Here is a 24,079-nt window from a genome sequence, read left to right on the forward strand (position 1 = left end):
CGTCGGCATGCTGACCCTCGTCATCGGCGACCGTAATTTTTCTTCCTGGTCGCTGCGGCCCTGGCTGGCGGCCAAGCAGGCGGATCTGCCGTTCGCCGAGGTGTCGATTCGTCTCGACCGCGCCGATACGCGGGAACAGATTCGCCGCCATTCGCCTTCGGGCAAGGTGCCTTGCCTGATCGACGACGACGGCGCTGAGCGCCTGCTGATCTGGGATTCGCTGGCGATCTGCGAATATCTCGCCGAGCTGGCACCTGCCTTGTGGCCTGCCGAGCGCGCGCTGCGCGCCGAGGCACGATCGCTGAGCGCCGAAATGCACTCGGGATTCGTGTCGCTGCGTCAGAATCTGCCGATGGACATTCGCGCGCGCAAACCGCGCCAGGCGATCAGTCCGGAAACTGCGGCCGACATCCGCCGCATCGTCGACATCTGGGAATCGGCACGCAACCGCTTTGCCACCCGCGGGCCCTTCCTGTTCGGCACGTTCTCGATTGCCGACGCGATGTACGCGCCGGTGGCCTGGCGTTTCGTCAGCTACGCAGTCGATCTGCCCGCCGCTTCGCAGGCCTGGGTCGAAAGCATGCTGGCCCTGCCGGCGATGCGCGAGTGGCAGGCCGGGGCATTGGCCGAGGCGCAATAGGCGCTGGTCGCGACCAGCATGCGTATTTTCACGGTCGGCGGAGCGATTCGCGACGAACTGCTCGGTTTGCCGGTGAAGGATCGCGATCATGTGGTCGTCGGCGCTACGCCCGAGGAAATGCTGGCACGCGGATTCAAGCCGGTAGGCAAGGATTTCCCGGTGTTCCTGCATCCGCGATCGCACGAGGAATACGCGTTGGCGCGCACCGAGCGCAAGACCGGTCGCGGCTACCAGGGTTTCGCCTTCCATGCCACGCCCGAGGTCACGCTGAGCGAAGACCTCGCGCGCCGCGATCTGACGATCAACGCCATCGCACGCGCCGACGACGGTTCGCTGATCGATCCCCATGGCGGGATCGGCGATCTCGCCGCGCGCGTCCTGCGGCATGTCGGCCCGGCATTCGCCGAAGACCCGGTACGCGTCCTGCGGCTGGCCCGTTTCGCCGCGCGCTTTCCCGATTTTACGGTGGCGCCCGAAACCGTGGCGCTGATCCGCAACATGGTCGCCGCCGGCGAAGTCGACCATCTGGTAGCCGAACGTGTCTGGCAGGAACTGGCCCGGGGTCTGCTGGAAGACCGGCCGTCGCGGATGTTCGAAGCCCTGCGCGAAGGTGGCGCGCTGGCCCGGCTGCTGCCCGAGGTGGACCGCCTGTTCGGCGTCCCGCAGCGCGCCGACTGTCACCCGGAAGTGGACACGGGAATACACGTGATGATGGTCGTCGATCAGTCGGCCCGGCGCGCCTGCCCGCTGCCCGTGCGCTGGGCAGCCCTTTTGCACGATCTCGGCAAGGGCAGCACGCCCGCCGCCGACCTGCCGCGTCATCCCGGGCATGAAGCGCGCAGTGTCGAACTGGCCGGCGCAGTCTGCGCCCGCCTCAAGGTACCGGTCGAATGCCGCGATCTGGCTCTGCTGGTGGCGCGTTACCATGGCGACGTGCATCGCGGCCCGGAGCTGACGGCGGCGACGATCGTCAGGCTGCTGGCAGGCACCGACGCCCTGCGTCGCCCACACCGCTTCGAACAGTTGCTGGACGCTTGTGCCTGCGACTTCCACGGTCGCCAGGGCTGGCAGGAAGTCCCCTATCCGGCGCCGCAGCTCTTCCGCCAGGCACTGGCAGCGCTGCGCGCGGTCGATGCGGCGGCGATCGCGCGCTCCTGTGGCGATCGCGGCCAGATCGCCGCGCGCCTGCACGAGGCGAGAGTTGCGGCGGTCAAGAACGCGCTCTCGACGCCCACGGACTGAGTACGGTCCGCTTGTTTGGTGGTGACAGTCGCCAAGCGACGCTGCCGGGTCTTCGGCCCCTGCTGCGGCTCGCTCGACGAGGACACGTAGTCCGTGCTACAGCGTCACGCTGCGGTCGCCGCGGACGAAGCCGATCAGCGGCTCGTCGATTCCCTTGCCGAGGGCCATCACCTTGAAAAGCTCGCCCATCTCCGCGGGTGAAACCAGCTTCTGCGCCGCGCTGGCCAGCGGCAGGTAGCGCCGGGGATCGCTCGCCGGCGTTCTCGCCAGAACCTCGGTCAACCCGCAATTGAACAGAAAGCTCGCCTGCGTGGTGTAGCCCAGGAGGTCCAGACCGGCAGCGCAACCGGCCTCGGCTAGCGCCGTGAAGTCGACGTGCGCCGTGATGTCCTGCAGGCCCGGCAAGTAGAAGGGCTCGCCGTGCGCATGCTGGCGATAGTGGCACATCAGCGTACCGGTGTCGCGCTGCGCGTGGTAGTACTCGCGGCGGGGAAAGCCATAGTCGATCAGCAGCAGTGCGCCACGCCCGAGAATCGATGCCCATTGCGCCACCCAGGCCGGCGCCAGCAACGAGACTTCGCTCAAATAGCCGGGGGGCAGCGCATGGTCGCTGGCCAGCGCCAGCGCGCGCTCGCGCAGGCAGCCGTCGGCGACGCGATCGCACCAGACGAACCGGCCATCTTCGACGCCAACCCCGCGCTCGCAGATCGCATCCGCGTTCCAGACCACCAGATGCACGGGCATCGCATCGAGCACTTCGTTGGCCAGCACCAGTCCGTCGAAACGCTCGGGCAAGTGTTCCAGCCAGTGCACTCGCGGCAGCAGACGCGGTGCCTGCAGGCCGATCGTCGCCCGCTGTCGCGCCCGCAATTCGCCGGAGAGTTCAAGGATGCCATAGCGGTCGGGAAGTTGGCCGCGTGCTTCGAGTTCGAGCAGCAGATCGGCGGCAAGCCTTCCGCTCCCGGCGCCTGCCTCGATCACATTTGGCGCGCTGACGGCGAGCAACTGTGCAACCTGCGCAACCACAGTCCGGGCGAAAACCGGGCCCAGTTCCGGCGCGGTGACGAAGTCTCCCGCGCTACCGAACTTGTCCGCGCCGCCAGCATAATAGCCCATCCCCGGCGCGTACAGCGCGAGCTCCATGAAGCGGTCGAAGCCGATCCAGCCGCCAGCAGCCGCGATACAGGCGGCAATGTGGCTGCTCAGTGCCGAACTGCTGGCGAGCGCGTCGGCACTCGCTGCAGGCAGTGGCGCTGCCGCTCGGCGGCCATCGGTCAGCATGACGGCCGCTCGCGCTTACTCGTCCCGCAGTTCGAAGCGGACCCGCCCGTACATTTCCGGGTGCCTCTTCGCCAACCAGTGCTCGGCCTCGGATTCGGCGCGCTCCCAGGTCGCTGCGCGCAAGGGTACCAACTGCGTGCGACCGTCGTCGGCGCGCCATTCCAGAGTGTATCCGTGAAAGCCTTCACGCCCGTGCAAGGCGATGGTACTGGTCAACGCGGGTGGCTCGCGACGCAGTTCGCCAGCACCGCTACCGTCCAGACAAAGTCGATAGACCGGGCCCTTGCCCTGATGCTGGACCAGGTATTGCCGATCCGGAATTCGTTCGGCGACGACTTGCCACTCGGCACATGCTTCGATGATCGCCGCTAGCGGCACGCCGGTTTCGTCGTGAAGGATCTCCGCCTCGACCGCATGCGTCTCACCGTCGAGCAACTCGTGCCAGGGCAAACCGTGCCGGGTCGGCGGAGCGAAGGGGAGGGCGCACTTGCCCTGGCGAATACGGGCAAAAAGCGATGATTTGCGTACGTCTTCGAGGTCGATTGTCGGAAAGTCCGAACGTGGTGACGAGCGGAAGTTGCCAGCTCCCATGTAGCCGTCGTTCCACAGCGCTTTCAGCCATGCCGCCGTGTCGAGAATGAGTTGCGCCGATTCATCGTCGAGTTCGCCATCGAGCTGAGCGCGCCCCTGACCACCGCTCAGCCGACCAGCGAGCAATGCCGCTTCGTGAGCGCGCGCGCGCAGCACTTCTTCCAGCAGGATTCCCACCCACTCGGCGTCGGCAGCCGGAAGCCGAGCGACGCGCTCGGCAAGCTTCGCCAGATGTTCGGCATCGAGTGGGGTGTCCAGCTTGCTCATGCATCTCTTCCCGACCGTCGAGTTGCGCAGTTTACCGCCGCCACGGCGAAATGCGCGGATTTTCCGGAAGCAGAGGCAGGAATCCGCTAAAATCAGACCGTTGAGGATGTTTGCCGAAAACCCGGGATGAGCCGAAAAACGATCTTGGTCACCGGCGCTGCGCGGCGGCTGGGCAGCGCGATCGTGCGCGAAATGCACGCCACGGGAGCCAGCATCATGGTGCACTATCATCGGGCGTCGGCGTCTGCGGAGGCCCTGGTAGCCGAACTGAACGCCCGCAGATCTGCTTCGGCAGCATGCCTGCAGGCCGACTTGCGGGATGTGGACACTCTGCCCCGGCTGGTAGCCGGGACGGTCGATCGTTTCGGTCGCCTCGACGCCCTGGTAAACAACGCATCGAGCTTCTTCGCCACGCCGCTGGGCAGCATCGGCCAGGCGGCGTGGGACGATCTCATCGGCAGCAACCTCAAGGCACCGCTGTTCCTGACCCAGGCGGCTGCGCCGCATTTGCTGGCGGCACGTGGCGCCGTGGTTAATGTCACCGACATCCATGCGGAACGTCCGCTCGCCGGCTATCCGCTGTACTGTGCGGCGAAAGCCGGCCTGCTGGGCCTGACGCGGGCGCTGGCGATCGAACTGGGACCACGGGTGCGCGTGAACGCGGTTGCCCCCGGGCCGATCCTGTGGCCGGAAGGAGAGATATTCGACGACGCCGAGCGAGCGGCGATCGTCGAACACACCCTGCTCAAGCGCGCGGGCTGCCCGCACGACGTCGCGCGAGCGGTACACTACCTGCTCGAGGAAGCGACCTACGTGACCGGGCAAGTGATCAACGTCGATGGCGGTCGTAGCGCGCACCTGTAATCGGTCCGGCCACTGGAGAGACCCCCCTTGAAACTGTCGAACACCCTGCTGCGCCTGCAGAAACGCCTGGAAAGCAAGGCCGGCAAGGCGATCGCCGACTACCGCATGATCGAGGACGGCGACACCATTCTCGTCTGCATTTCCGGCGGCAAGGACTCCTACACGCTGCTGTCGCTGCTGATGGCCCTGCGCGAACGCTCGCCGGTCGACTTTCGCCTGATCGCGATGAACCTCGACCAGAAGCAGCCGGGTTTCCCGGCGGAAGTGCTGCCGACCTACCTGACAGCAATCGGCGTCGACTACCGGATCGTCGAACAGGACACCTACGCCGTGGTCAGGAGCAAGGTTCCGGAGGGCAAGACCACTTGCTCCCTGTGCTCCCGCCTGCGCCGTGGCGTCATCTATCGTACCGCGAAAGAACTCGGGGCAAACAAGATCGCGCTCGGCCACCATCTCGACGACATTGTCCACACCTTCTTTCTCAATCTCCTGTTTGGTGGGCGGCTCAAGGCGATGCCGCCGAAACTGGTGACCGACGACGGCGCGCATGTCGTGATCAGACCGCTGGCGTACTGCAGCGAAGCGGACATCGCGCGCTTTGCACGCGGCATGGCTTACCCGATCATTCCCTGCAATCTCTGCGGCTCGCAGCAGAATCTGCAGCGCCAGAAGATCCGGGAAATGATGGCCGACTGGGACCAGCGTTACCCGGGACGCAGCGAGTCGGTTTTCTCGGCGTTGCAGAAGGTTGTCCCCTCGCACCTCGCCGACCACGCCTTGTTCGATTTCAAGGGGCTGCGTCCGCGTAGCGGCCCGAGCGCAATGGGTGGTGGCGACGAACTGTTCGATGAGCCATCGCTGCCTGCGCTGCAACGACCGTCGGCAGTGATGCCGCTGGAGGTGGTGACGCCATGAGCGGCAGAGAAGAAATGCAGTCGGTAGTGCTGGCGGCAGTTGCCGGGAGTTCGCGACTGTTCGAGAAGCTTGGGGGAACCGAGGCGCTGCACGCGGTGGAGCGCTGCCTGAAGCGCATGAGCCGGGGCATCGACGGTTTTCACGGGCGAATCGTCCGCAGCGGCCGGCATGACGTCATGGCGATTTTCGACAACGTCAACGATGCGTGCCAGGCGGCGATCGCCATGCAGCGGCGGATAGCCGACCTGCCGCCGATTTCCGGCGTTCAGCTGGCGATCCGGATCGGTTTCCATCACGGCCCTGTGGTCGAGGCGGGCGGCGAGTTCATCGGCGACTGTGTGAACACCGCCGAGTGCCTGGCGGGACTGGCTGGCGCCGGACAGATTCTGACCAACCACGAAACGCGGACACTGCTCTCGCCGAGTCTGCGGGAATCGACGCGGCCACTGGCGAACGGACCAGCTGCCAACCGTGCTGGCGAACAACAGATTTTTGAAGTACTTTGGCATGAGCACCGGCCCGAGCCCGCACGGCCGGTCGTCGAGGTGCCCACCGCGGTCAAGGAGCGCGAGCTGCGACTGTGCGTGCGCTACGGACGCTCGGTGAAGCTGCTCGACAAGCACCGGCAAAGTCTGCACATGGGACGGGACGGGGACTGCGAGATCATCGTCCGCGACCGTCGCGCATCGCGACAGCATGCGCTGATCGAGCGGCGGGGCGACCAGTTCGTGCTCAAGGACGTCAGCACCAATGGCACCTTCGTCACCGTTCACGGCGAATCCGAGCTTTTTGTCCGGCACGAGGAATTCGTCCTGCGGGGCAGCGGGGTGATTTCCTTCGCCGCCTCTGCCGGTAGCCCGAGCGCAGACATCGCCGAATTCGAACACGTCTGAGCAGTTGTGTTCGCCGTCAGTTGGGCAGGGCGCGCGCTACGACGAGCAGCATGACCTCTGCGGCACCGTGCAGTTTCACCGTCCTCGCCAGTTCGTCGAGAGAGGAGCCGGTCGTCATCACGTCGTCGATCAGCAGCAGGCGCTTGCCGGTGAAATCGGACGCGCAGTCGAACGCTCCGCGCACGTTGCGCGCTCTTTCCCGCCACGGCAGGTCCGCCTGCGCCGCAGTGTGGCGGATGCGGCGGCAACTGCGCGCATCGATCGGGATTCGCCATGCCCTGGAGAGTGGACGGGCCAACTCGAGCGCCTGATTGAAGCCGCGTTCACGCAAGCGCACGGGGTGCAGCGGCAGGGGCACGATCAGATCCGCCCCGAGGCCGCCATCAGCGATGGCGGCAAGCTGGCGACCGAAGTAGCCGCCGAGTGCCAGGCGATGACCGTACTTGAACGACTGCACGAGCTTGTCGATCGGGAACGAGTAGCGAAACGCGGCGACGGTGGAATCGTAGTGCGGTGGCCGCGCGAGGCACTGGCCGCAGACTTCGCCGCGCGGCGTCGGCAGCGCACAGCAAGGACAACGGGTGTCGGGAAGGCGCGGCAAGTCCTCCTGACAGGCCGCACAGAGGAGGCTCGCTGCGCTCTCCGCGCCGCACAGCAGACAGTCCTGCGCCAACAGGGCGGCGAACGATCTGCGGACCAATCCGGCGGTTTGCGTTAAGATGGAGACTCTTGCCATGCTCGTTGCCGATATCCGCCGGCGGGCCCACCCCAACCCTTAGGTTCACATCCCATGAATGCAATTCCTCAAGCCGCCACGCTCACTCCCGATGACGCGGCGCCAGCCAGCCGCGGCCGGTGGATCGTCGCCGAAGTCGAGGCGCTTTACCAGCTGCCCTTGATGGACCTGATTTTCCGTGCGCAACAGGTACACCGCCAGCATTTCGACGCCAACGAAATTCAACGCTCGACGCTGCTCTCCGTCAAGACCGGCGGCTGCTCGGAGGACTGCGGCTACTGTTCGCAGGCTGCACGCTACCACACCGAGACGGAACGCGAATCCTTGCTGCCGCTCGATGAAGTGGTCGCCGCGGCGCAGGCGGCCAAGGATCGGGGCGCCTCGCGCTTCTGCATGGGTGCTGCCTGGCGAGGCCCGAAAGACAGGGATCTCGAGAAAGTCACCGAAATGATTCGCGCCGTCAAGGGGCTGGGCCTGCAGACCTGTGTCACCCTGGGCATGCTCAAGGATGGTCAGGCGGACCAGCTCAAGGAAGCGGGACTCGACTACTACAACCACAATCTGGACACCGACGCGTCGTTCTACGGACAGGTGATCACCACGCACAAGCACGCCGACCGCATCGATACCCTAGGCCAGGTGCGCGAAGCGGGCATCATGGTCTGCTCGGGCGGAATCATCGGCATGGGCGAATCGCGCAGGAACCGCGCGGCCCTGATCACCCAGCTCGCCAACCTCGATCCGCCGCCGGAATCGGTACCGATCAACAATCTCGTCCCGATTCCCGGAACGCCTCTGGCCAATGTCGCGCCGATCGACCACTTCGAGTTCGTGCGCACCATCGCTGCGGCGCGCATCACCATGCCGCGAAGTTTCGTGCGGCTCTCTGCCGGCCGGCAGGAGATGAGTGAAGAACTGCAGGCGCTGTGTTTCCTGGCGGGAGCCAATTCGATCTTCTACGGCGACAAGCTGCTGACCACCGGCAATCCGGAAGCCGATCGTGACGAAACGCTGTTCGCGAAGCTGGGGTTGCGGCCGATCTAACGGTCATGGCTGTTTCAGACACCCACAATCAGGAAAGCCATGACCGCTTCCCTCTCCCCCGACCCCTCTCCCACAACGGGGAGAGGGGAGATTCGTGAGTCGCTGACGCGACTTTCACATTGAATCTTGCCGTCGCCGATGAAGGCCGCGGCACAGTCCGTCGAGCAGCGCCAGGTCCGCCGCAATTTCGCCCGTGCGGCGGCGACCTACGACGAGGCTGCTGCGGTGCAGCGGGAAATCGGCAAGCGCATGCTCGAGCGGCTCGATTACGTGCGGATCGAGCCGCAGCGCGTGCTCGATCTCGGATGCGGCACCGGCGCCAGTTTCGCTGCGCTGCACCAGCGTTATCCCGCGGCATCGCTGATCGGAGTCGATCTGAGCGAGCCGATGCTGCGCGCCGGCCAGGTGCAACGCTCGCGCCTGCGCTGGCTGCTGCCGTTTCTGCGCGGCAACCGGCCGGCGCTGCTGGCGGCCGACGCAGCTTCGCTGCCGCTCGCGTCCCAGTCGATCGGCCTGCTCTGGTCGAACCTGATGCTGCACTGGCTCGACGATCCGCTGCTTGCGTTCCGAGAAATGCATCGGCTGCTCGCAGTCGACGGGCTGCTGATGTTCTCGACCCTGGGGCCCGATACCCTCAAGGAACTGCGCGCCAGCTTCGACGACGGCCATGCCCACACCCAGCGCTTCACCGACATGCACGACTACGGCGACATGCTCCTCCATTGCGGCTTCGCCGACCCGGTGATGGATGCCGAGGTGCTCACGCTGACCTACGCCAGGCTGGACGACCTGTTCGCCGATCTCCGCCGCAGCGGCTCGAGCTGTGCGATGCGCTGCCGCAGGCATGGCCTGACGGGCCGTGCCGCATGGAGCGAAGCGCGGGCGGCGTACGACCGGCTGATCCGTGATGGCCGCCTGCCGGCGACGATCGAAGTCGTCTACGGACACGCCTGGAAGGCACAGCCGAAAAAAGCCGCCGACGGGCGGGAGATCGTGCGCTTCGATCCCAAGCAGCGCGCGCGCTGATCCGACAGCAAGCCCTGCAGAAGCGGCCGACGTGAGTCGTCACGCACGCCTCGCTTGTCGATACGCCCCTCAGCGCCACCAGCGTGCCTGCAACCAGTGGTCGAGCGACAGCCGACCGGGTCCGTGGAATACCGTGACCAGCAGCAGGCAACCCCAGAGTAGGTGATCGGCGTAAGCGAGTTCGGAGAGATCCGGGTAGGAAACTACGGCGACGGCATTGACCACGAACAGCCCGGCGGCACCGAAGCGACCGGCTAGGCCGAGGCAGAGCAGTACCGGCAGCAGCAGTTCGCCTGCGCTGCCCATGACCGCCGCCAGTTGCGGCGAGAGCAGTGGGACATGGTACTCGTTTTCGAACAGCGCTATCGTCGACTCCCAGTCGCTGACTTTCAACCAACCCGACTTGACGAACTGCCAGCCGACGTAAAGGCGGATGGCGAGGTCGAAAAGCGGAGTGAGCCAACGCTCGATGCGGTCGATGACCTCCCGGGCAAGGCTGGTCAGGCGTTTCACGATGCTTTCCCCGCCCTGTACACGGTCGGCAGAATCGGCTTGCAGGATCGGATTCATGGGGATTCTCCTGATAGATGAAATCCCGCGAGCAGGCCGAGTCCAGCGGCGCGGACCAGGGCATGGCCAACGTCGAAGTTTTCGTGCCTGCGCACAGTGGTTGCGATGGCTTCGGCCAGGGTCGCCTGATTGGCCAGTTCGGCGATGAAGGCGAAGTCCGCCGCGCTGACGGCTACGACGTGAACGAGGTCGCCGGGGCGAACGATCCACAGCCATTGCTGCTGCGGCACGATGGCCAACGCGCTCCCGGACCAAAGCTCGGCGAGCGGCCACGCCGACGAGCGCGCGTGGAACGCGGGGGCCAGCCGGAAGCGCAGGCGCCGGTGCAGTTCGGCGGGAACCGCGGCCAGGGCAGCGAAGTCCAGCGGCGGACAATCGGCCGCGTACCAGGCAGTCTGCGCGTCCCATTCGAGCTGCGCCAGGTCGGGCAGCCAGGGCAGCGTGTCGGCGGCGGCCGTACCCGAAAGCCAGTCGGCGAAATCCTCGCCATATTCGTTGAGGTCACCCGACGTGGCGTCGTGGGACAGCGCGAAATCGCGCGCGAGACCTGCGAACGCCTCTTCGCCACCATTTGCCGTGAGTTGCTCGACGACTTTCGGATACGTCGAACGCAAAGCGGCGATACGGTTGCCGACGACGTTGCGATGGTAAGCGGCAAGCCGGTTCAGGTTCTGCCGATGCGTGCCGTGCAGACGATCGAGCAGCGGCGTCGCCGCCTCCGGACCGCCGAGAATGGCGGCAGCGAACTCGCGCGCCGTCGCCAGCAGGTCGATCGCCTCAGGCCGCGCGGACATGCGCCCCCCGCAGACGGCTTTCGGCTCGCGCCGCCTCGGCCAGCAGGACTGCCAGCGGCGGCACGTCGGTATCCCACTCGATCAGCGTCGGACGCGGGCCGAAGCGCGCCAGTGCAGCCTCGTACAGTTGCCAGACCGGCGGCTGTACCGGCCGCCCGTGCGTATCGATGAGGAAGTCGTCGCAGTCGTCGTAGCCGGCCAGGTGGATTTCTCCGACCGCGGCGCGCGGCATGGCATCGAGGTAGCGACGCGCGTCGAAACCATGGTTGGACGCCGACACATGGACATTGTTGACGTCGAGCAGGATGCCGCAACCGGTACGCCGGGCCACCTCGGCGACGAATTCCCATTCGGGAATCGTCGAATCGGCAAAGGCGACGTAGCTCGCGATGTTCTCGACCAGGATGGTCCGCCGCAGCACATTCTGGAGCGCGTCCACGCGCTCGCAGACGACGTCCAGCGACTCCTCGACGTAGGGCAGCGGCAGCAGGTCGTTGAAGTGCCGGCCATCCACCGACGACCAGCACAGGTGTTCGGATACCGCCGCCGGATCGATCCGGTCGACCAGCGCTTTGAGCTTTGCGAGGTGCCGGTCGGCAGCGTCGCCCGATCCGAGCGACGAACCGACTCCGTGCAGGCTCAATGGATAATCGCGGCGGAGATTCTCCAGCAGGTGCAGGGCGGGGCCGCCGCCGGCGAAGAAATTCTCCGAGTGGACTTCGAGCCAGCCGACCGCGGGCCGCCGTGCAAGCACTTCGGCGTGGTGCGGGGCGCGCAGGCCGATACCGGCCTGCAGCGGCAGTGTCGTGTGGACGGGGGGCGACATGGCTGGCTCCGGTTGGTTCGCGGGTCTCAGCCCTTCTTGTCCTTCATGGCTTCGCCGGCGGCCTGGAGCTTGCCGCCCATTTTCTCGCAACTGCCCTTCTCGACGTACTTCCAGGAATTCGGGTCGTTGTCGACTTTCGACTGTCCGGCACAGGCATGCTTGGCATACTTGCCGCCGCAGTCGTTCTGGCCGGCCTTGGCGATGCCGTAACACTTCTCCTTGTCTGCGGCGACGGCGGTGCCGGTGGCGCCCAGGGCGAGCAGCGAGGCGATCGCGGCGGTGGCAACGGTATGGTTGAGGGTCTTGGTCATGGGTATTCTCCTTACGGTGTGACGTTGATCTGAGGATGGACTGGCGGGAAAGACCTCCCGCTGCTTGGTCGGAACGAGACAGCGATCCTTACACTTGTTGTCCGCTGCCTGGTGACGAGGAATTCCGTTCCTTCCTGCAGCGTTTGTCGCCTGCTCGACGAAATCCTTACAGGCAGAGCAGGTCGACTGCGAGACAAGGTCAATTCGCTTCCGGTTCCCTGTCGCGCTGCCGGCGCCGAAATCCTGCCGGCCTGGCCACCGGATCAGCCGCGACGCTGCGGCGTCGAGCTAGTCGCGCGGGTCACCACCCTCGCTGTCGCGCCGGCTGTACTGCGCGTTGATCATCCGCTGCAGCAGCGCCTGCTCGCACAGCTTGAAGACGAGATAGGCGCCGAGGGCGAGCAATGCCTCCAGCCAGAGCTCGGCGAATTGCAGGAGGCCACCGTCGAACAAGGCGACCACGCCGTACTCGAGCAGAAAACTGGCGTTGGCAGCGACGTACTTGACCAGGTCCAGCGTCAGCATGCCGAAGACGACGAAAGCCATGGTCATCAGGGCAAAGGTCACGAGGGCATGACGGATGAGCCAGGCAAAGTAGCGGCTATGTGTCGGCATCTTCGTCGCCCTCCGTTTCGCTGCGCAAAAGCCGGTTCCCCTCAATCCGCGCGAGTCGGCACACCAGCACGTGGGCCGCACTGCGCGCGCCTCGCGGAAGCGCCGCCGCCACCTGGCAAAGTATGTCCGAGCATGCCAGCCGCCGTCAATCCACCGTTGCACGGCAAGGAGTATGGCCCGTCGCCCGGACTTCGCCTATGATCCTCCGCTGGTGCGGCGTCCCTGTCGTCCCTTCTGCCGGAAGCGCTTGCATGGATTTTCCCTTCGTTCGCGTCTGCGTGCTCGCCCTGCTGCTCACTGCCTGCAGCATGCCGTCGCGACCCGATCTTGCGCGCATGTATCGCGTTGCCTCGGTCTCACCCGACGAAACTCCGGTGATCCTGATTCCCGGTCTGTTCGGCTCGAAACTCCGTCGTCGTTCGACCGGCGTCGAAGTCTGGCCGGGGACGTGGGATCGCATTCTGTTCGACGACTACAGCGATCTCGCGCTCGATTTCGATCCTGCAACCCTGCAGGCAAGAGCGGACGACCTCGAGGCATTCGACATCGCCGAGGCAGTCCTCGGCAAGGATTTCTATCGCCCGATCGTCGACATGCTGGTCCGCTTCGGTGGCTACGAGCGGGCGACCCCGGGAATGCGACCGAAGAAGGGACAGCGCCTCTATTACCTGTTCCCGTACGACTGGCGACAGGACAACGTGGAACAGGCCAAGGGACTCGAACGGCTGATCGACAATATCCGCGAGGACTACGGCGACCCCGAACTGCGCGTCGATATCGTCGCGCACAGCATGGGCGGACTGGTCGCCCGCTACTACCTGCGCTTTGGCCCGGTCGACGTGCTCGATGGCAATCCCTCGCTGATCACGCTGTACGGCGCCCAGCGTGTGCGCAAGCTGATCCTCCTCGGCACGCCGAACTTCGGAGCAGTGTCGGCCTTGCACGCGTACATCGAGGGCGAGCCGATCGGATTCCGGCGCATGCTCCCCGAACTGCTGGCAACCATGCCGAGTGGCTATCAGCTCTTTCCACATCCACTCGCCGACTGGCTGATCAACGCGAAAGGGGAAGCGCTGGCCGACGACCTGTTCGATGCCGACACCTGGCAACGTTACGGCTGGAGCGTATTCGATCCTGCCGCGGCAGCGCGCATCGACGCGCGCTACGGCGCCGATGGCGAGGCGCGTCGCTTTGCCTTGCAGCGGTATTTCGCCTTCCGCCTCGAGCGCGCGCGGCGATTCCTGTGGATGCTGTCGACCCCCGAGCCGGCAACGCCGATCCGCTACGTCCTCTTCGGTGGTGACTGCGCCCTCACGCCGGCGCGCATCGCGCTCGAGGACGAAAGCGGCGTGCTGCGCACTCGCCTGCACGCGGCCGACGTCGCCGACCGCACTGCGGCGGCGGCGCTGGAACAGGTCATGCTCGAACCCGGTGACGGCCGCGTCACCAAGCCCTCGCTGCTGGCGCGCGGGACGCTCGATCCGACCGCGCCGCAGCATGAGGAAAGCGTCATGCCGATCGCCTACTTCTTCTTCCTCTGCGAGGAGCACGACCAACTCACCGGCAACATCAACTTTCAGGACAATCTGCTGAACGTTCTGCTGACCCGGAATCTGCCCTGGGAAGAGACCGGCGTCCCGGCAGACGGGCGATGAATCCGTCGAGGGGAGAGGCGCCCGGAGAATCGCCGCCTGCCGAACCGGCGCACGAAAACCGGGTTCAGCGGAAGAATTCCTCCAGCCGCACGAACACCTCGTGCTCGGCACCGTGCCGGTGCACGGTGAGCACGTCCTCGAGTTTCTCGACCTGCCTGACCATCTGCTCCAGACGCTCGTCCTCGTTGACCAGCAGCCAGATACGGCTGGTCTCGCCGTTGCCGACCGGCATCACGAGAATTCCTTCGACGTTGTACGCGCGTCGGGAGAACAGGCCGACGACGTGCGACATGACTCCCGGGTGGTTATTGACGTCCAGTTCGAGCACGGTGCGCGACACTGCCTGATTCTCCGTTCCTGAAATCGAGTTCATCGCTCAGCCTCCGATCATTTCCTTGTTGGCCGCGCCCGGCGGCACCATCGGCAATACCTGTTCGTGCAGCGCAATGCTGGCGTGGATCAACTGCGGGCCTCGCGTCGCCAGGGCGCTGGCCAGCGCTGCCAACGGATCGCTCTGGCGGTCGAGATCGACGGCGGCAACGCCGAAGCCCTCGGCGACCCGGATGAAATCGGGCATGCCCTTGAACTGCGAGGCATAGATGCGCTCGCCATAGAACAGCGTCTGCTGCTGGAAAACCAGGCCCAGCGAGGCGTTGTTCATCAACACGATCTTGACATTGACGCCCTCTTCGGCCGCGGTCACGAGTTCCTGCACGTTCATCAGGATGCTCCCGTCGCCGGTGAAACAGACCACCGTCCGCTGTGGCTCGGCGAGGGCCGCGCCAATCGCTGCGGGCACGCCGAAGCCCATCGTGCCGAGGCCGCCCGAGGTCAGCCACTGCCGCGGCCGGCGCAGCGGATACGCCTGCGCGACCCACATCTGGTGCTGGCCGACGTCGGTGGTGATCGTCGCCTCGTCGTCGAGGCAATCGGCCACCGCACGGATCAGGCCATACGGTGTGCGCGGGTCGTCGATTCCCGGCATGCGCAGCGGATGCCGCGCCTTCAGGCTGGCGACGCGCGCCAGCCAGTCGCTGCGCTTGCTCGTCGCGATCGCCGGCAGCAGCATCTGCAGTGTCGCGCCGACGTCACCGGCGATGCCGACGTGCGCAGTCTTGATCTTGTCGAGCTCGGAGGGATCGATGTCGATGTGGATGATCTTCGCCTGCGGGCAGAAGCCGGCCACCTTGCCGGTCGCGCGGTCGTCGAAGCGGGCGCCGACAGCGATCAGCAGGTCGCACTCGTCGAGAGCCAGGTTGGTGCAGCGCGCTCCGTGCATGCCGAGCATGCCCAGCGACAAGGCGTGGTCGACCGGCATCGCGCCGAGCGCCATCAAGGTCATCACGGTCGGCAGACCAGCCTTTTCGGCGAGCGCCACGGCGGCGGCAGCAGCTCCGGAATGCACGACGCCGCCGCCCAGGTAGAGAATCGGCCGCGCTGCCTGGTCGATCATCGCCGCCGCCTGCGCGATCCGATCAGCGGCCGGCGCCGGAACGGGATCCGCGCCACCGGGATCGGGCCATTCGTCGATCTCGACGAGCTGATTCTGCACGTCCTTCGGAATGTCGACCAGCACCGGCCCGGGACGCCCGGAAGCGGCGATGCGAAAGGCGCGCGGGATGACGCTCGTCAGTTCGTCGGCCGAACCGACCAGGAAATTGTGCTTGGTGATTGGAATGCTCAGGCCGTAGGTATCGACTTCCTGAAAGGCATCGGTCCCGATCATCGCCTTGGGCACCTGCCCGGTGATCGCCACCAGGGGAATCGAGTCGAGCTTGGCGTCGGCAATCGCGGTCAGCAGATTGGTCGCTCCGGGACCCGAAGACGCCATGCAGACCGCCGGCACGCCGGTCGCGCGCGCCATTCCCTGGGCAATGAAACCACCGCCCTGTTCGTGCCGCGCCAGCACGTGATGGATCTGCGACGACTTCGACAGGGCATCGTAAATCGGCAGGATGGCGCCGCCGGGGATGCCGGCCAGCGTACGAACGCCCTGCCGTTCGAGCAGGCGAACGACGATCTGGGCTCCGGTCAGGGTTTCAGGGGGTTGTCTGGACAAGATATTCTCCTCAGGAAGAGCTGCCGCCTGTCACCAGGCCTTGGTCGGAAAAAGCGAAACCCCCGCTCGGCTCACACCGGCGGGGGTTTCTGGAATCTGCTGTCGGCTGTTGCGACTTATCGGTTTCCGGCCCTCGACGGTGTGTCGGGTCCTACGCCTACCAGGCGTACGACGAGCGCCAATTCACCATGCGCGACGGCACTTGCGGCTCTGGCCGGAATCAGCTCGGCAGAGACGCGGGAATGGGCATCAACGGAACGGGCGGAATGGAGCATCGTCGTCGGCAGAAAGTCATCACAGCGAAGGCCTGATTAGAATCGAGTCCGGCGAGAATTGCAAGCAAGCATTTGCGGGCAGCGTTTGCGGACAGGCGCTGCGGGGATCGAGGTCCCACCTTCCTTGAATACCGATGAGCATCTGCTAGACTGAACCACGTTGTTGAGACGTCAGATACTGATGCGCTTGCCTGCGCAACCTGCCACAAAGCGGCGGAGCCAGTGGTCGAGTCACGGCACGCTCGCGGGCAGGGTGGCGTACTGTTGGAGGCCGGCGGCTGCAGCCTTGCAGGATGCATCAGCAGATCCCGGGGACCGGAGAGAGCCGGATATGGTCTCGCCGGCTATGATCCGAGGGCCTGTTGCCGAGCTGCGGACACTGGAAGCTCGGCCGTGCCGGAAGAGCACGGATTGCCAAGGAGTAGCGCCTGATGCCTGTAACTCCTTTGGAACTGGTGGGACTCAGCAGCCTGATGGAGCGGACCGCCGGTAGGTCCAGCGTAAGGATCGGACTGATTGATGGTCCGGTCCTCGCCCGCCATCCCGACCTGGTGAGCGAGAACGTCAGCGAGCTTTCTGGAAGCTTCGCCGGCGCATGCTCGCGGCCGAGCAGTGTCGCCTGCCTGCATGGGACTTTCATCGCCGGAATCTTGGCCGGCAAGCGGGGTTCGCCGGCCCCCGCCATTTGTCCGGGCTGCATCCTGCTGGTCCGCCCGATCTTTGCCGAGACGCCTCGCGGAACGGAATTGATGCCGCGAGCAGCGGCCTGGGAGCTCGCGGCAGCCATCATCGAGTGCATCGACGCAGGTGCGAGAGTGGTGAACCTGAGCCTCGCGGTTGCTTCTGCGTCCGTACGGGACGAGCAGGTGCTCGATAACGCGCTTGATCAGGCACTGCGGCGAGGCGTACTGGTGGTCGCGGCCGCGGGGAATCAGGGCACCCTCGGAAGCTCCCCGATCACCCGTCACGCATGGGTGCTGCCGGTAGCAGCCTGCGACCGGCGCGGACACCCGACCAACGATTCCAATCTCGGCAGTTCGATCGGCAGGCGCGGCCTCGCTGCCCCGGGGCAAGCAATCACGAGTCTTGGTGCGCAAGGGCAGCCGCTGGAGTTGGGCGGAACGAGTGTGGCCACGCCTTTCGTGACCGGTGCGATTGCGCTCCTTTGTTCCGAGTTCCCCGCCGCGACGGCAGCGGAGATCAAGTTGGCGCTGGCCAATGCGCATGGCGCACGCAGGCCTGCGGTCGTCCCACCGCTACTGGACGCCGCTGCGGCCCACCGAATCTTGCAGACAGCAACAGGGAGGAGGTGAATTGAATGTCATCGGCGAGTGGCGGCGAAGCCGCCGACAAGGAGGAGTTTTCGCGCCACCAGATACGTCTGCCGGGGTTCATGGGCGAGGAGCCGGTCGGCCTCGGCGAGGTGATCAAAAGGGCGACCTCGTACCTTGGCGTGACCGCTTGCGACAGCTGCGAACACCGTGCAACTGTACTCAACCGCTGGCTCGCTTTCACCGGCTCGCGGAAAGGCAGGTAGGAACGGCTTTGGTTGCGAGCCGGCATTTTCAGCGTACGCAACCGTCTGTCAACCGAAGGAGGGTAGGCATGGATGAACAACGGGAGACTCCGTCATCAGGTTGGCCGGACAGCGCAAGCGACGCACGTTCCGGCGAACTTTCACGAGGGGCAGGCGCAGAGAGGTCGATCGCACCACAGGCAGCAGACGGACCCGCCTGCTGTGGGCAGCTTGCCGACATCAGTCCAAATGGTCGATTGGTAGCCTCTTACGTATATGCGGTCGGGCGCGTCGAGGCCCGTTTCCCGACGTTGTCCTCGGAAAAGGAATTCGCGCAGGCGGCCGGACGGGCGGATACCGCCGGCAAGACGGATCAGCAGACCTTCTACACCGTTCTCTCGAAGCACGAGAATCGCTACCTGGTTCGTCAGTTGTGCTGGGTCCTTCGCATCCAGGGGCTGGAGACCTATCTGCTGCAACCGCGCGCACTCGCCGATATCGATCTGCTGGTCGACGCGATCCATCCGGATCGCAGCGCCAACGACATCGACGTCGTGATCGGCGTTCGCGGTCCGATTGCACCACCGGAAATGTGCAACGGGCTGATGGTCCCGCTGGTGGCCTTCGACCAGATCTATTCGTTCGACTGCGACGCCCTGGTCAAGGCCATTCCGCGCCCAGAGGCCGCGCTCGCCGAGCGCTTCGAACCGGCGGCCAGGGAGCTGTTCCACCGCATCATGCAACTGACCGACAACGCCGGGGCGAGCGACGAGCACCGTGCCTTGAACTATCTCGCGATGCGCTATCCGGCGATCTACTGGAAAGCCGCCGAACAATTCGGCCGCGACTTTTCGCTGACCAGGGTCGAAGTGCGTCCATCGGCGCTGAGCGGTACGCGCAGGATCGTCGATGCCATCTTTTCGTATACCAATCGCAACACCGATTTCACGGAGAAGTTTTCGGTTCGCGTCGACATTGGCGAGGAGTTTCCGTTCCTCGTGACCAAGCTTTCGCCGTGCTTCGACTTCTAGCCGTGATCGGGAACCGGGAGATCTGAAATGACCGAGATGCGTATACCCGGGTTCACCGCGAGTGCATCGCTCCACCCGACGACCAGGCATCACTGCGCTTCACCACTCGCAGCCGCTGCGGGCGAGCCGATCGCACCACAGATGGAAATGCCCGACCCGAGCGACACTCACGATCAACCGCCCATCCACTTTCACCCTCCACCGCGAGATGACCGACCGCCGTGGTTCCTGGGCGACAACCGGCCGCCTTGGGCCGGGAGCGATGGCGGAAGCGGGGGTGGGGGCAGTGGCGCGGGATCGGGCGCGAGCGCTTTCGACGAGTGTGTCGAAGACTGCAGGTTCTGGTATCGAGCAGACAACCGTTTGTGTAACCTGCTCTTAGATGACGACGCCAAGAGCAAATGTGCCGGCACCGCTGGCGACAATTTTGCGAAGTGCTGGTTGAGATGTAAAGAAGAGAAAAAGCCGTGGTGGTGGCCTTTTGGTTAAGAACGTTCAGTGAATGGGCGCGAGGTTTCCTGTAAGTGCAGCGTTTCCCATGCGGTGTGTCGGGATACGAACTCCCGGACACTGCCGCTAGGCGGCCAGCAGCACGCCATCGACCTCGCGCAGCGTTCCCACCCGGATCAGGTCCCGCGCCAGCCATCGCGCCAGTTCCTCGTTGCTGTGGTTCAGATAGCGCGCATTGACGCTCCGGCAGAAGCTTAGCCCGGCAAGGAAATCGGGCAGATCGGCGCGCCGGAGTTGCCTCCGTTCGAGCAGGGCGAATGCGAGAATCACCTTGAGCGCATGCCTCGCCAGCAACTCGACATCCTGTTCGAAAGCGGCAAGTTTCCGATAGGCGCGCTCGAACGCATCATCGACGTCGACGAACGGTGCGCCATGACCCGGGATCACCACGTCGACCGGCAGGCGGGCGAGCGTATCCAGCGTGTCGCGGGCAGCTTTCAGCCCGCCGCCGTCCTCGGGGTGCCCGAGCAGTTCCGAAAAGATCACGCCGAAGCCGTTGCGCCACAAGGCATCGCCCGAGATCAGCAGGCGACGCTCCGGGTTGTGGAAGGCGAGCGCGTCCATGTCGTGCCCGGGCACCGCGATGGCGCGCCAGTTGAGGCCACCGAGTTCGATTTCCTCGCCGGCGGCGAGTGTCGCATCGTGGCGGAAGCGCGCCGCCGACTGGCCCAGCGGCGAGAGCAGCAGCGCTTCCTGATCCCACTCGGCAATCGTCGCGTCGATGCCTTGGGGAACGATCACCTGGCAAGCGAAGGCATCGGCCAGCGCGGCATTGCCGCCTATGTGATCGGAATGCGAGTGGGTGTTCAGCAGCCGGGTCAGGCGCCGGCCGGCCAGCGCGCTTGCGAGCAGGGCGACCGTCTGGGCGGCGTGCGTCACGTAGCCGCTGTCGATCAGCGCCGCCTGCCCGCCCTCGAGGAAGAGCACGTTGTTCGACGACAGCCAGCCGCGCTCGAGGACCAGCAGGCTCGCGGGAAGCATCAGTTCCGGTGCGGCGGATCGCCGTCTGGCGGTTCGTCGCAAATTCTCTGCGGCCGCATTTCCTCGACGACGATCCCCTGGCGAGCCGGCGAAACCGGCAGCGGCGGACGGCCGCAGCCGAGGCAGTAGCCGGAATCGGGGTCTGGCATGCAGATGCCGACGCAAAGGTATTCGTCCTCGGTTTCGCTCATGGTCAACGCTCGCACTCACCACGCAACTCGCCCCCCCAGGCGCCGCCGAGCGGATCGTGCTCGACGCGGCGGCGCTCGATCGCCAGCAGGATCTGCAGGCGCTGATCGGCTGTCGCCCGACTCCACATCGCGATCTCCCCGATCGTCCGCAGGCAGCCCAGGCACAGTCCCGTCTGTTCGTCCATCCGGCAGATATTGATGCAGGGCGATGCCACCGGCTGCGGCACCTGTAGCCCTCCCGGACTGGTGGTACTCATCCGGCACTCTGCCTGGCGAGCAGCGCGCGCGCCACCTTCGACGCCGGTTCGCGCCCGAGGTGAGCGGAAATGAACTCGCCGGCGGCAAGCAGCTTTCCCATCTCGACGCCGCATTCGATCCCCAGGCCCTGCAGCAGATAGAGCACGTCCTCGCTGGCCACGTTGCCGCTGGCGCCGACGGCGTAGGGGCAGCCGCCGAGTCCGGCGACCGAACTGTCGAACACCGCCATGCCGAGTTCGAGCGATGCGTAGATGTTGGCGATCGCCATCCCGTAGGTGTCATGATAGTGGCCCGCCAGCCGGTCGATCGGCACGACCGCTCCGCACGCCTCGATCATCCGCCGGATCGATGCCGGTGTGCCGGCGCCGATGGTATCGCCGAGCGAAATCTCGTGGCAGCCCATGGCGAACAGCCGTTCCGCCACCCAGGCCGTTTTCTCCGGATCGACAGCGCCCTCGTAGGGACAGGCGACGACGCACGAGACGTAGCCGCGCAACCGGATTTCGAGGGCGCTGGCGGCGTCGGCCACGGCGGCGAAGCGCTTCAGGCTCTCGGCGATACTGCAGTTGATGTTCTTCTGCGAGAAGGTTTCCGAAGCCGCTGCGAAGATCGCCACCTCCTCTGCGCCTGCCTCGACGGCAGCGTCGAAACCTCTGAGGTTCGGCGTCAGTACAGGATACGACACTTCCGGCCGCCGCGGGTTTGCCAGCAGCGTACGCAGGACCTCGGAGTTGTCGGCCATCTGCGGCACCCATTGCGGCGACACGAAGGAAGTCGCCTCGATCACCGACAGTCCGGAATCGGCCAGTCGCTCGATCAGTTCGATCTTGACCGCCGTCGGAACGATCCGCTTCTCGTTCTGCAAACCATCGCGCGGCCCCACCTCGACCAGCTTCACCCGTTGCGGCAAGCTCATCGCTCCACCTCGAAATCGACCAGTTCGTCGCCATCGGCCACCTGCTCGCCGGCTGCGTAGCGGAAAGCCTGTACGCGACCGTTCTTCGGCGCGGTGATCGTGTGCTCCATTTTCATCGCTTCGAGGATCAGCAGCGGCGCTCCCTTTTCCACCCGCTGGCCGACCGCCGCCAGCAGGGCGATGACCTTGCCGGGCATCGGCGCCGTCAAGCCGCCGCCGTGCGCACCACCGGCTTCGACGAGATGCAGCGGATCGTCGCGCACGATGACGTAGTTCATGCCATTCAGGAAGACGTGGCGTTCCTGCTTTTCCTTCAGCACCACCACGCTGGCCACCAGGCGGCGGTCGTCCAGTTCCACCGCGAGTTGACCAGCAAACTGGCCGCTGTCGAGCACCCGGCCACGCGCCAGAACCGTCTCGTTACCCAAGGTCAGTCGCCAGCCATCAGCGACATTCGCGACGACGACTTCGTGCCGGCTGTCGCCGCAGCGATAGGTCAGCGTGCGTCGTGGCTGCAGGTTCAGACGCCAGCCGTCGTGTCGGCTCCACGGCGACCACGGGTCGCCCGATTGGCTGGCCCGGGCGGACGCCGCGGCCTGCTCGCGCAGCAGGCCGGCGACTGCGGCGACAAAGAATACGCTGTTCGGCGGTTCGCTGGGGAGTGGAAAGAGGAGACCGCGGCTGCGTTCGATCAGGCCGGTATCGAGGTCGGCGTTGGCAAAGGCAGGACAGGCCACCAGGCGCGAGAGAAAACCGATGTTGTTGACAACACCGACGATGCGGTAATCGGCCAGCGCCTGCCGCATGCGTGCCAGCGCCGCATGGCGATCGACATCCCAGACGATCAGCTTGGCGATCATCGGGTCGTAGTAAGGGGTGATTTCGTCGCCCTGTTCAAAGCCGGTATCGACGCGCACGTTGAGACTTTCGGCCGGCCGCGCCAGGTGCAGCAGGCGCCCCGTCGAGGGCAGGAAATCCTGCTCGGGATTCTCGGCATAGATGCGCGCTTCGAGCGCGTGCCCGCGGATGTCGAGCTGATCCTGGCGGAGCGGCAGCGGCTCGCCGCTGGCGACGCGCAACTGCCATTCGACGAGGTCCTGGCCGGTGATCATTTCGGTCACCGGATGCTCGACCTGCAGGCGCGTGTTCATCTCCATGAAGTAGAAGCTGCCATCCTGCGCAAAGCGATCGCCGACGATGAACTCGACCGTACCAGCGCCAACGTAGCCGACCGCCCTCGCCGCATCGACCGCGGCCCGACCCATCGCGGCACGCCGTTCCGGGGTCATTCCGGGGGCCGGCGCCTCTTCCAGCACCTTCTGGTGGCGGCGCTGCACCGAGCAGTCGCGCTCGAAGAGATGCACGCAGTTGCCCCGGCCATCGGCAAATATCTGGATTTCGATGTGGCGCGAACGCCACAGATATTTCTCGAGGAGCACCTGGCCGGAACAGAAGGAGGAGATCGCTTCACGCTGGCACGAAGCCAGCGCAGCGGCAAAGTCCTCGCCCTTCTCGACCAGGCGCATGCCCTTGCCACCACCCCCGGCAGTCGCCTTGATCAGCACCGGGTAGCCGATGGCTTCGGCCTGCCTTTGCAGGAAGGCAGGCTCCTGTTCTTCGCCGTGGTAGCCCGGCGTCAGGGGTACGCCGGCGGCGTCCATCAGCGTCTTGGCGGCGGATTTCGAACCCATCGCGCGGATCGCCGCGGCCGGCGGGCCTATGAAGACGATTCCGGCGGCGGCGCAGGCGTCGGCAAAGCGGTCGTTCTCGGCAAGGAAGCCGTAGCCCGGGTGAATGGCCTGCGCGCCAGTCCGTTGCGCGGCATCGAGGATCCGCTCGCCGACCAGATACGATTCGCGGACTGCGGCCGGACCGATGCAGACCGCTTCATCGGCCATGCGCACGTGGCGGGCGTCGGCATCTGCCTCGGAATAGACGGCAACGCTGCGCACGCCCAGCCGGCGAGCGGTGCGGATCACACGACAGGCAATCTCGCCACGGTTGGCAATCAGAATCTTGCTGAACATCGAGCAACCTTTCGCCGGTTGATTAGCTGGCCCCCGTCCCCGGTG

The 24,079-nt window shown here is 65.5% G+C and carries 26 protein-coding genes; 11 read left to right on the forward strand and 15 right to left on the reverse strand.

The window, feature by feature from the left end; all coding sequences use genetic code 11:
- Both NFV80_RS03225 and NFV80_RS03230 read left to right on the forward strand, forming a co-directional pair.
- Window positions 1-640: glutathione S-transferase family protein (locus NFV80_RS03225; RefSeq protein ID WP_366143399.1), on the forward strand; the 640-nt coding region annotated here is incomplete at its 5' end.
- Between the two features lie 18 nt (window positions 641-658).
- Entirely contained in the window at window positions 659-1,882 is a 1,224-nt protein-coding gene (locus NFV80_RS03230) for a multifunctional CCA addition/repair protein (RefSeq protein ID WP_295328219.1), read from the forward strand.
- Between the two features lie 96 nt (window positions 1,883-1,978).
- Here the strand turns inward: NFV80_RS03230 and NFV80_RS03235 are convergent, their stop codons facing one another.
- Together NFV80_RS03235 and NFV80_RS03240 are read right to left on the reverse strand one after the other, a co-directional pair.
- Complete coding sequence (locus NFV80_RS03235; RefSeq protein WP_295328221.1) at window positions 1,979-3,163, reverse strand: SAM-dependent methyltransferase; 1,185 nt, start codon at window positions 3,161-3,163, stop codon at window positions 1,979-1,981.
- Between the two features lie 15 nt (window positions 3,164-3,178).
- Window positions 3,179-4,021, reverse strand: coding sequence for a hypothetical protein (locus tag NFV80_RS03240; protein ID WP_295328223.1), 843 nt, complete (start codon window positions 4,019-4,021; stop codon window positions 3,179-3,181).
- Window positions 4,022-4,147: 126 nt separating this feature from the next.
- Here NFV80_RS03240 and NFV80_RS03245 point away from each other — a divergent pair, with 126 nt between their 5' ends.
- From NFV80_RS03245 to NFV80_RS03255, 3 genes are read left to right on the forward strand one after another with little or no spacing between them, the layout of a single operon-like run.
- Complete coding sequence (locus NFV80_RS03245) at window positions 4,148-4,885, forward strand: pteridine reductase (RefSeq protein WP_295328226.1); 738 nt, start codon at window positions 4,148-4,150, stop codon at window positions 4,883-4,885.
- A gap of 27 nt (window positions 4,886-4,912) precedes the next feature.
- Window positions 4,913-5,800, forward strand: coding sequence for a tRNA 2-thiocytidine(32) synthetase TtcA (ttcA, locus tag NFV80_RS03250; RefSeq protein ID WP_295328229.1), 888 nt, complete (start codon window positions 4,913-4,915; stop codon window positions 5,798-5,800).
- Complete coding sequence (locus NFV80_RS03255; protein WP_295328231.1) at window positions 5,797-6,693, forward strand: adenylate/guanylate cyclase domain-containing protein; 897 nt, start codon at window positions 5,797-5,799, stop codon at window positions 6,691-6,693. The genes ttcA and NFV80_RS03255 overlap by 4 nt, the downstream gene beginning before the upstream one ends.
- A gap of 16 nt (window positions 6,694-6,709) precedes the next feature.
- Here NFV80_RS03255 and NFV80_RS03260 read toward each other — a convergent pair whose 3' ends face one another.
- Complete coding sequence (locus tag NFV80_RS03260) at window positions 6,710-7,393, reverse strand: ComF family protein (RefSeq protein ID WP_296757831.1); 684 nt, start codon at window positions 7,391-7,393, stop codon at window positions 6,710-6,712.
- Between the two features lie 90 nt (window positions 7,394-7,483).
- Between NFV80_RS03260 and bioB the strand changes: the two genes are divergently transcribed.
- Window positions 7,484-8,473, forward strand: a complete 990-nt coding sequence (bioB, locus tag NFV80_RS03265) for a biotin synthase BioB (RefSeq protein ID WP_295328237.1) — start codon at window positions 7,484-7,486, stop codon at window positions 8,471-8,473.
- A gap of 138 nt (window positions 8,474-8,611) precedes the next feature.
- Window positions 8,612-9,499 (forward strand): malonyl-ACP O-methyltransferase BioC, encoded by an 888-nt coding sequence (gene bioC / locus NFV80_RS03270; protein ID WP_295328240.1) that lies wholly within the window; start codon window positions 8,612-8,614, stop codon window positions 9,497-9,499.
- Window positions 9,500-9,568: 69 nt separating this feature from the next.
- Here the strand turns inward: bioC and NFV80_RS03275 are convergent, their stop codons facing one another.
- The 5 genes from NFV80_RS03275 to NFV80_RS03295 form a co-directional block, all read right to left on the reverse strand.
- Window positions 9,569-10,069 (reverse strand): DoxX family protein, encoded by a 501-nt coding sequence (locus NFV80_RS03275; RefSeq protein WP_295328243.1) that lies wholly within the window; start codon window positions 10,067-10,069, stop codon window positions 9,569-9,571.
- Complete coding sequence (locus tag NFV80_RS03280; RefSeq protein WP_295328245.1) at window positions 10,066-10,863, reverse strand: DNA-binding domain-containing protein; 798 nt, start codon at window positions 10,861-10,863, stop codon at window positions 10,066-10,068. Before NFV80_RS03280 ends, NFV80_RS03275 begins: the two co-directional genes overlap by 4 nt.
- Window positions 10,847-11,689, reverse strand: coding sequence for a DUF692 domain-containing protein (locus NFV80_RS03285; protein WP_295328247.1), 843 nt, complete (start codon window positions 11,687-11,689; stop codon window positions 10,847-10,849). The genes NFV80_RS03280 and NFV80_RS03285 overlap by 17 nt, the downstream gene beginning before the upstream one ends.
- Window positions 11,690-11,715: 26 nt before the next feature.
- Complete coding sequence (locus NFV80_RS03290; protein ID WP_295328249.1) at window positions 11,716-12,000, reverse strand: DUF2282 domain-containing protein; 285 nt, start codon at window positions 11,998-12,000, stop codon at window positions 11,716-11,718.
- Window positions 12,001-12,288: 288 nt separating this feature from the next.
- Window positions 12,289-12,615 carry a hypothetical protein gene (locus tag NFV80_RS03295; protein WP_295328251.1) on the reverse strand — a complete coding sequence of 109 codons (327 nt, stop codon included), beginning with the start codon at window positions 12,613-12,615 and terminating at the stop codon, window positions 12,289-12,291.
- A gap of 251 nt (window positions 12,616-12,866) precedes the next feature.
- On the opposite strand from NFV80_RS03295, the gene NFV80_RS03300 reads away from it, so the two are divergent.
- Complete coding sequence (locus NFV80_RS03300; RefSeq protein ID WP_295328253.1) at window positions 12,867-14,270, forward strand: hypothetical protein; 1,404 nt, start codon at window positions 12,867-12,869, stop codon at window positions 14,268-14,270.
- A 64-nt stretch (window positions 14,271-14,334) separates the two neighbouring features.
- Here NFV80_RS03300 and ilvN read toward each other — a convergent pair whose 3' ends face one another.
- Together ilvN and ilvB are read right to left on the reverse strand one after the other, a co-directional pair.
- Window positions 14,335-14,643, reverse strand: coding sequence for an acetolactate synthase small subunit (gene ilvN, locus NFV80_RS03305; RefSeq protein WP_295328255.1), 309 nt, complete (start codon window positions 14,641-14,643; stop codon window positions 14,335-14,337).
- 3 nt (window positions 14,644-14,646) lie between these two features.
- Window positions 14,647-16,329 carry an acetolactate synthase large subunit gene (gene ilvB / locus NFV80_RS03310; RefSeq protein ID WP_295328257.1) on the reverse strand — a complete coding sequence of 561 codons (1,683 nt, stop codon included), beginning with the start codon at window positions 16,327-16,329 and terminating at the stop codon, window positions 14,647-14,649.
- 706 nt (window positions 16,330-17,035) lie between these two features.
- Between ilvB and NFV80_RS03315 the strand changes: the two genes are divergently transcribed.
- From NFV80_RS03315 to NFV80_RS03325, 3 genes are all read left to right on the forward strand, one after another.
- A complete protein-coding gene (locus NFV80_RS03315) occupies window positions 17,036-17,917 on the forward strand; it encodes a S8 family serine peptidase (RefSeq protein ID WP_295328259.1) in 882 nt (293 codons plus the stop codon).
- Window positions 17,918-17,922: 5 nt separating this feature from the next.
- Complete coding sequence (locus tag NFV80_RS03320; protein ID WP_295328261.1) at window positions 17,923-18,141, forward strand: hypothetical protein; 219 nt, start codon at window positions 17,923-17,925, stop codon at window positions 18,139-18,141.
- Window positions 18,142-18,377: 236 nt separating this feature from the next.
- Window positions 18,378-19,151, forward strand: coding sequence for a hypothetical protein (locus tag NFV80_RS03325; protein WP_295328263.1), 774 nt, complete (start codon window positions 18,378-18,380; stop codon window positions 19,149-19,151).
- Between the two features lie 576 nt (window positions 19,152-19,727).
- Here NFV80_RS03325 and NFV80_RS03330 read toward each other — a convergent pair.
- The 5 genes from NFV80_RS03330 to NFV80_RS03350 are packed head-to-tail and all read right to left on the reverse strand — an operon-like array spanning window position 19,728 to window position 24,034.
- A complete protein-coding gene (locus NFV80_RS03330) occupies window positions 19,728-20,642 on the reverse strand; it encodes an MBL fold metallo-hydrolase (protein ID WP_295328265.1) in 915 nt (304 codons plus the stop codon).
- Entirely contained in the window at window positions 20,642-20,833 is a 192-nt protein-coding gene (locus NFV80_RS03335) for a DUF1289 domain-containing protein (RefSeq protein ID WP_295328267.1), read from the reverse strand. Before NFV80_RS03335 ends, NFV80_RS03330 begins: the two co-directional genes overlap by 1 nt.
- 2 nt (window positions 20,834-20,835) lie before the next feature.
- On the reverse strand, window positions 20,836-21,090 hold the full coding sequence (locus NFV80_RS03340; protein ID WP_295328269.1) for a DUF1289 domain-containing protein: 255 nt from the start codon (window positions 21,088-21,090) through the stop codon (window positions 20,836-20,838).
- Window positions 21,087-22,007 (reverse strand): hydroxymethylglutaryl-CoA lyase, encoded by a 921-nt coding sequence (locus NFV80_RS03345; RefSeq protein WP_295328271.1) that lies wholly within the window; start codon window positions 22,005-22,007, stop codon window positions 21,087-21,089. Before NFV80_RS03345 ends, NFV80_RS03340 begins: the two co-directional genes overlap by 4 nt.
- The gene (locus tag NFV80_RS03350; RefSeq protein ID WP_295328273.1) at window positions 22,004-24,034 is read right to left on the reverse strand and encodes an acetyl/propionyl/methylcrotonyl-CoA carboxylase subunit alpha; all 2,031 of its coding nucleotides are present in this window, start codon (window positions 24,032-24,034) and stop codon (window positions 22,004-22,006) included. The genes NFV80_RS03345 and NFV80_RS03350 overlap by 4 nt, the downstream gene beginning before the upstream one ends.
- Between the last annotated feature and the right edge of the window lie 45 nt (window positions 24,035-24,079).

It is taken from the genome of Accumulibacter sp., assembly GCF_023806565.1.
Classification (GTDB): Bacteria; Pseudomonadota; Gammaproteobacteria; order Burkholderiales; family Rhodocyclaceae; genus Accumulibacter.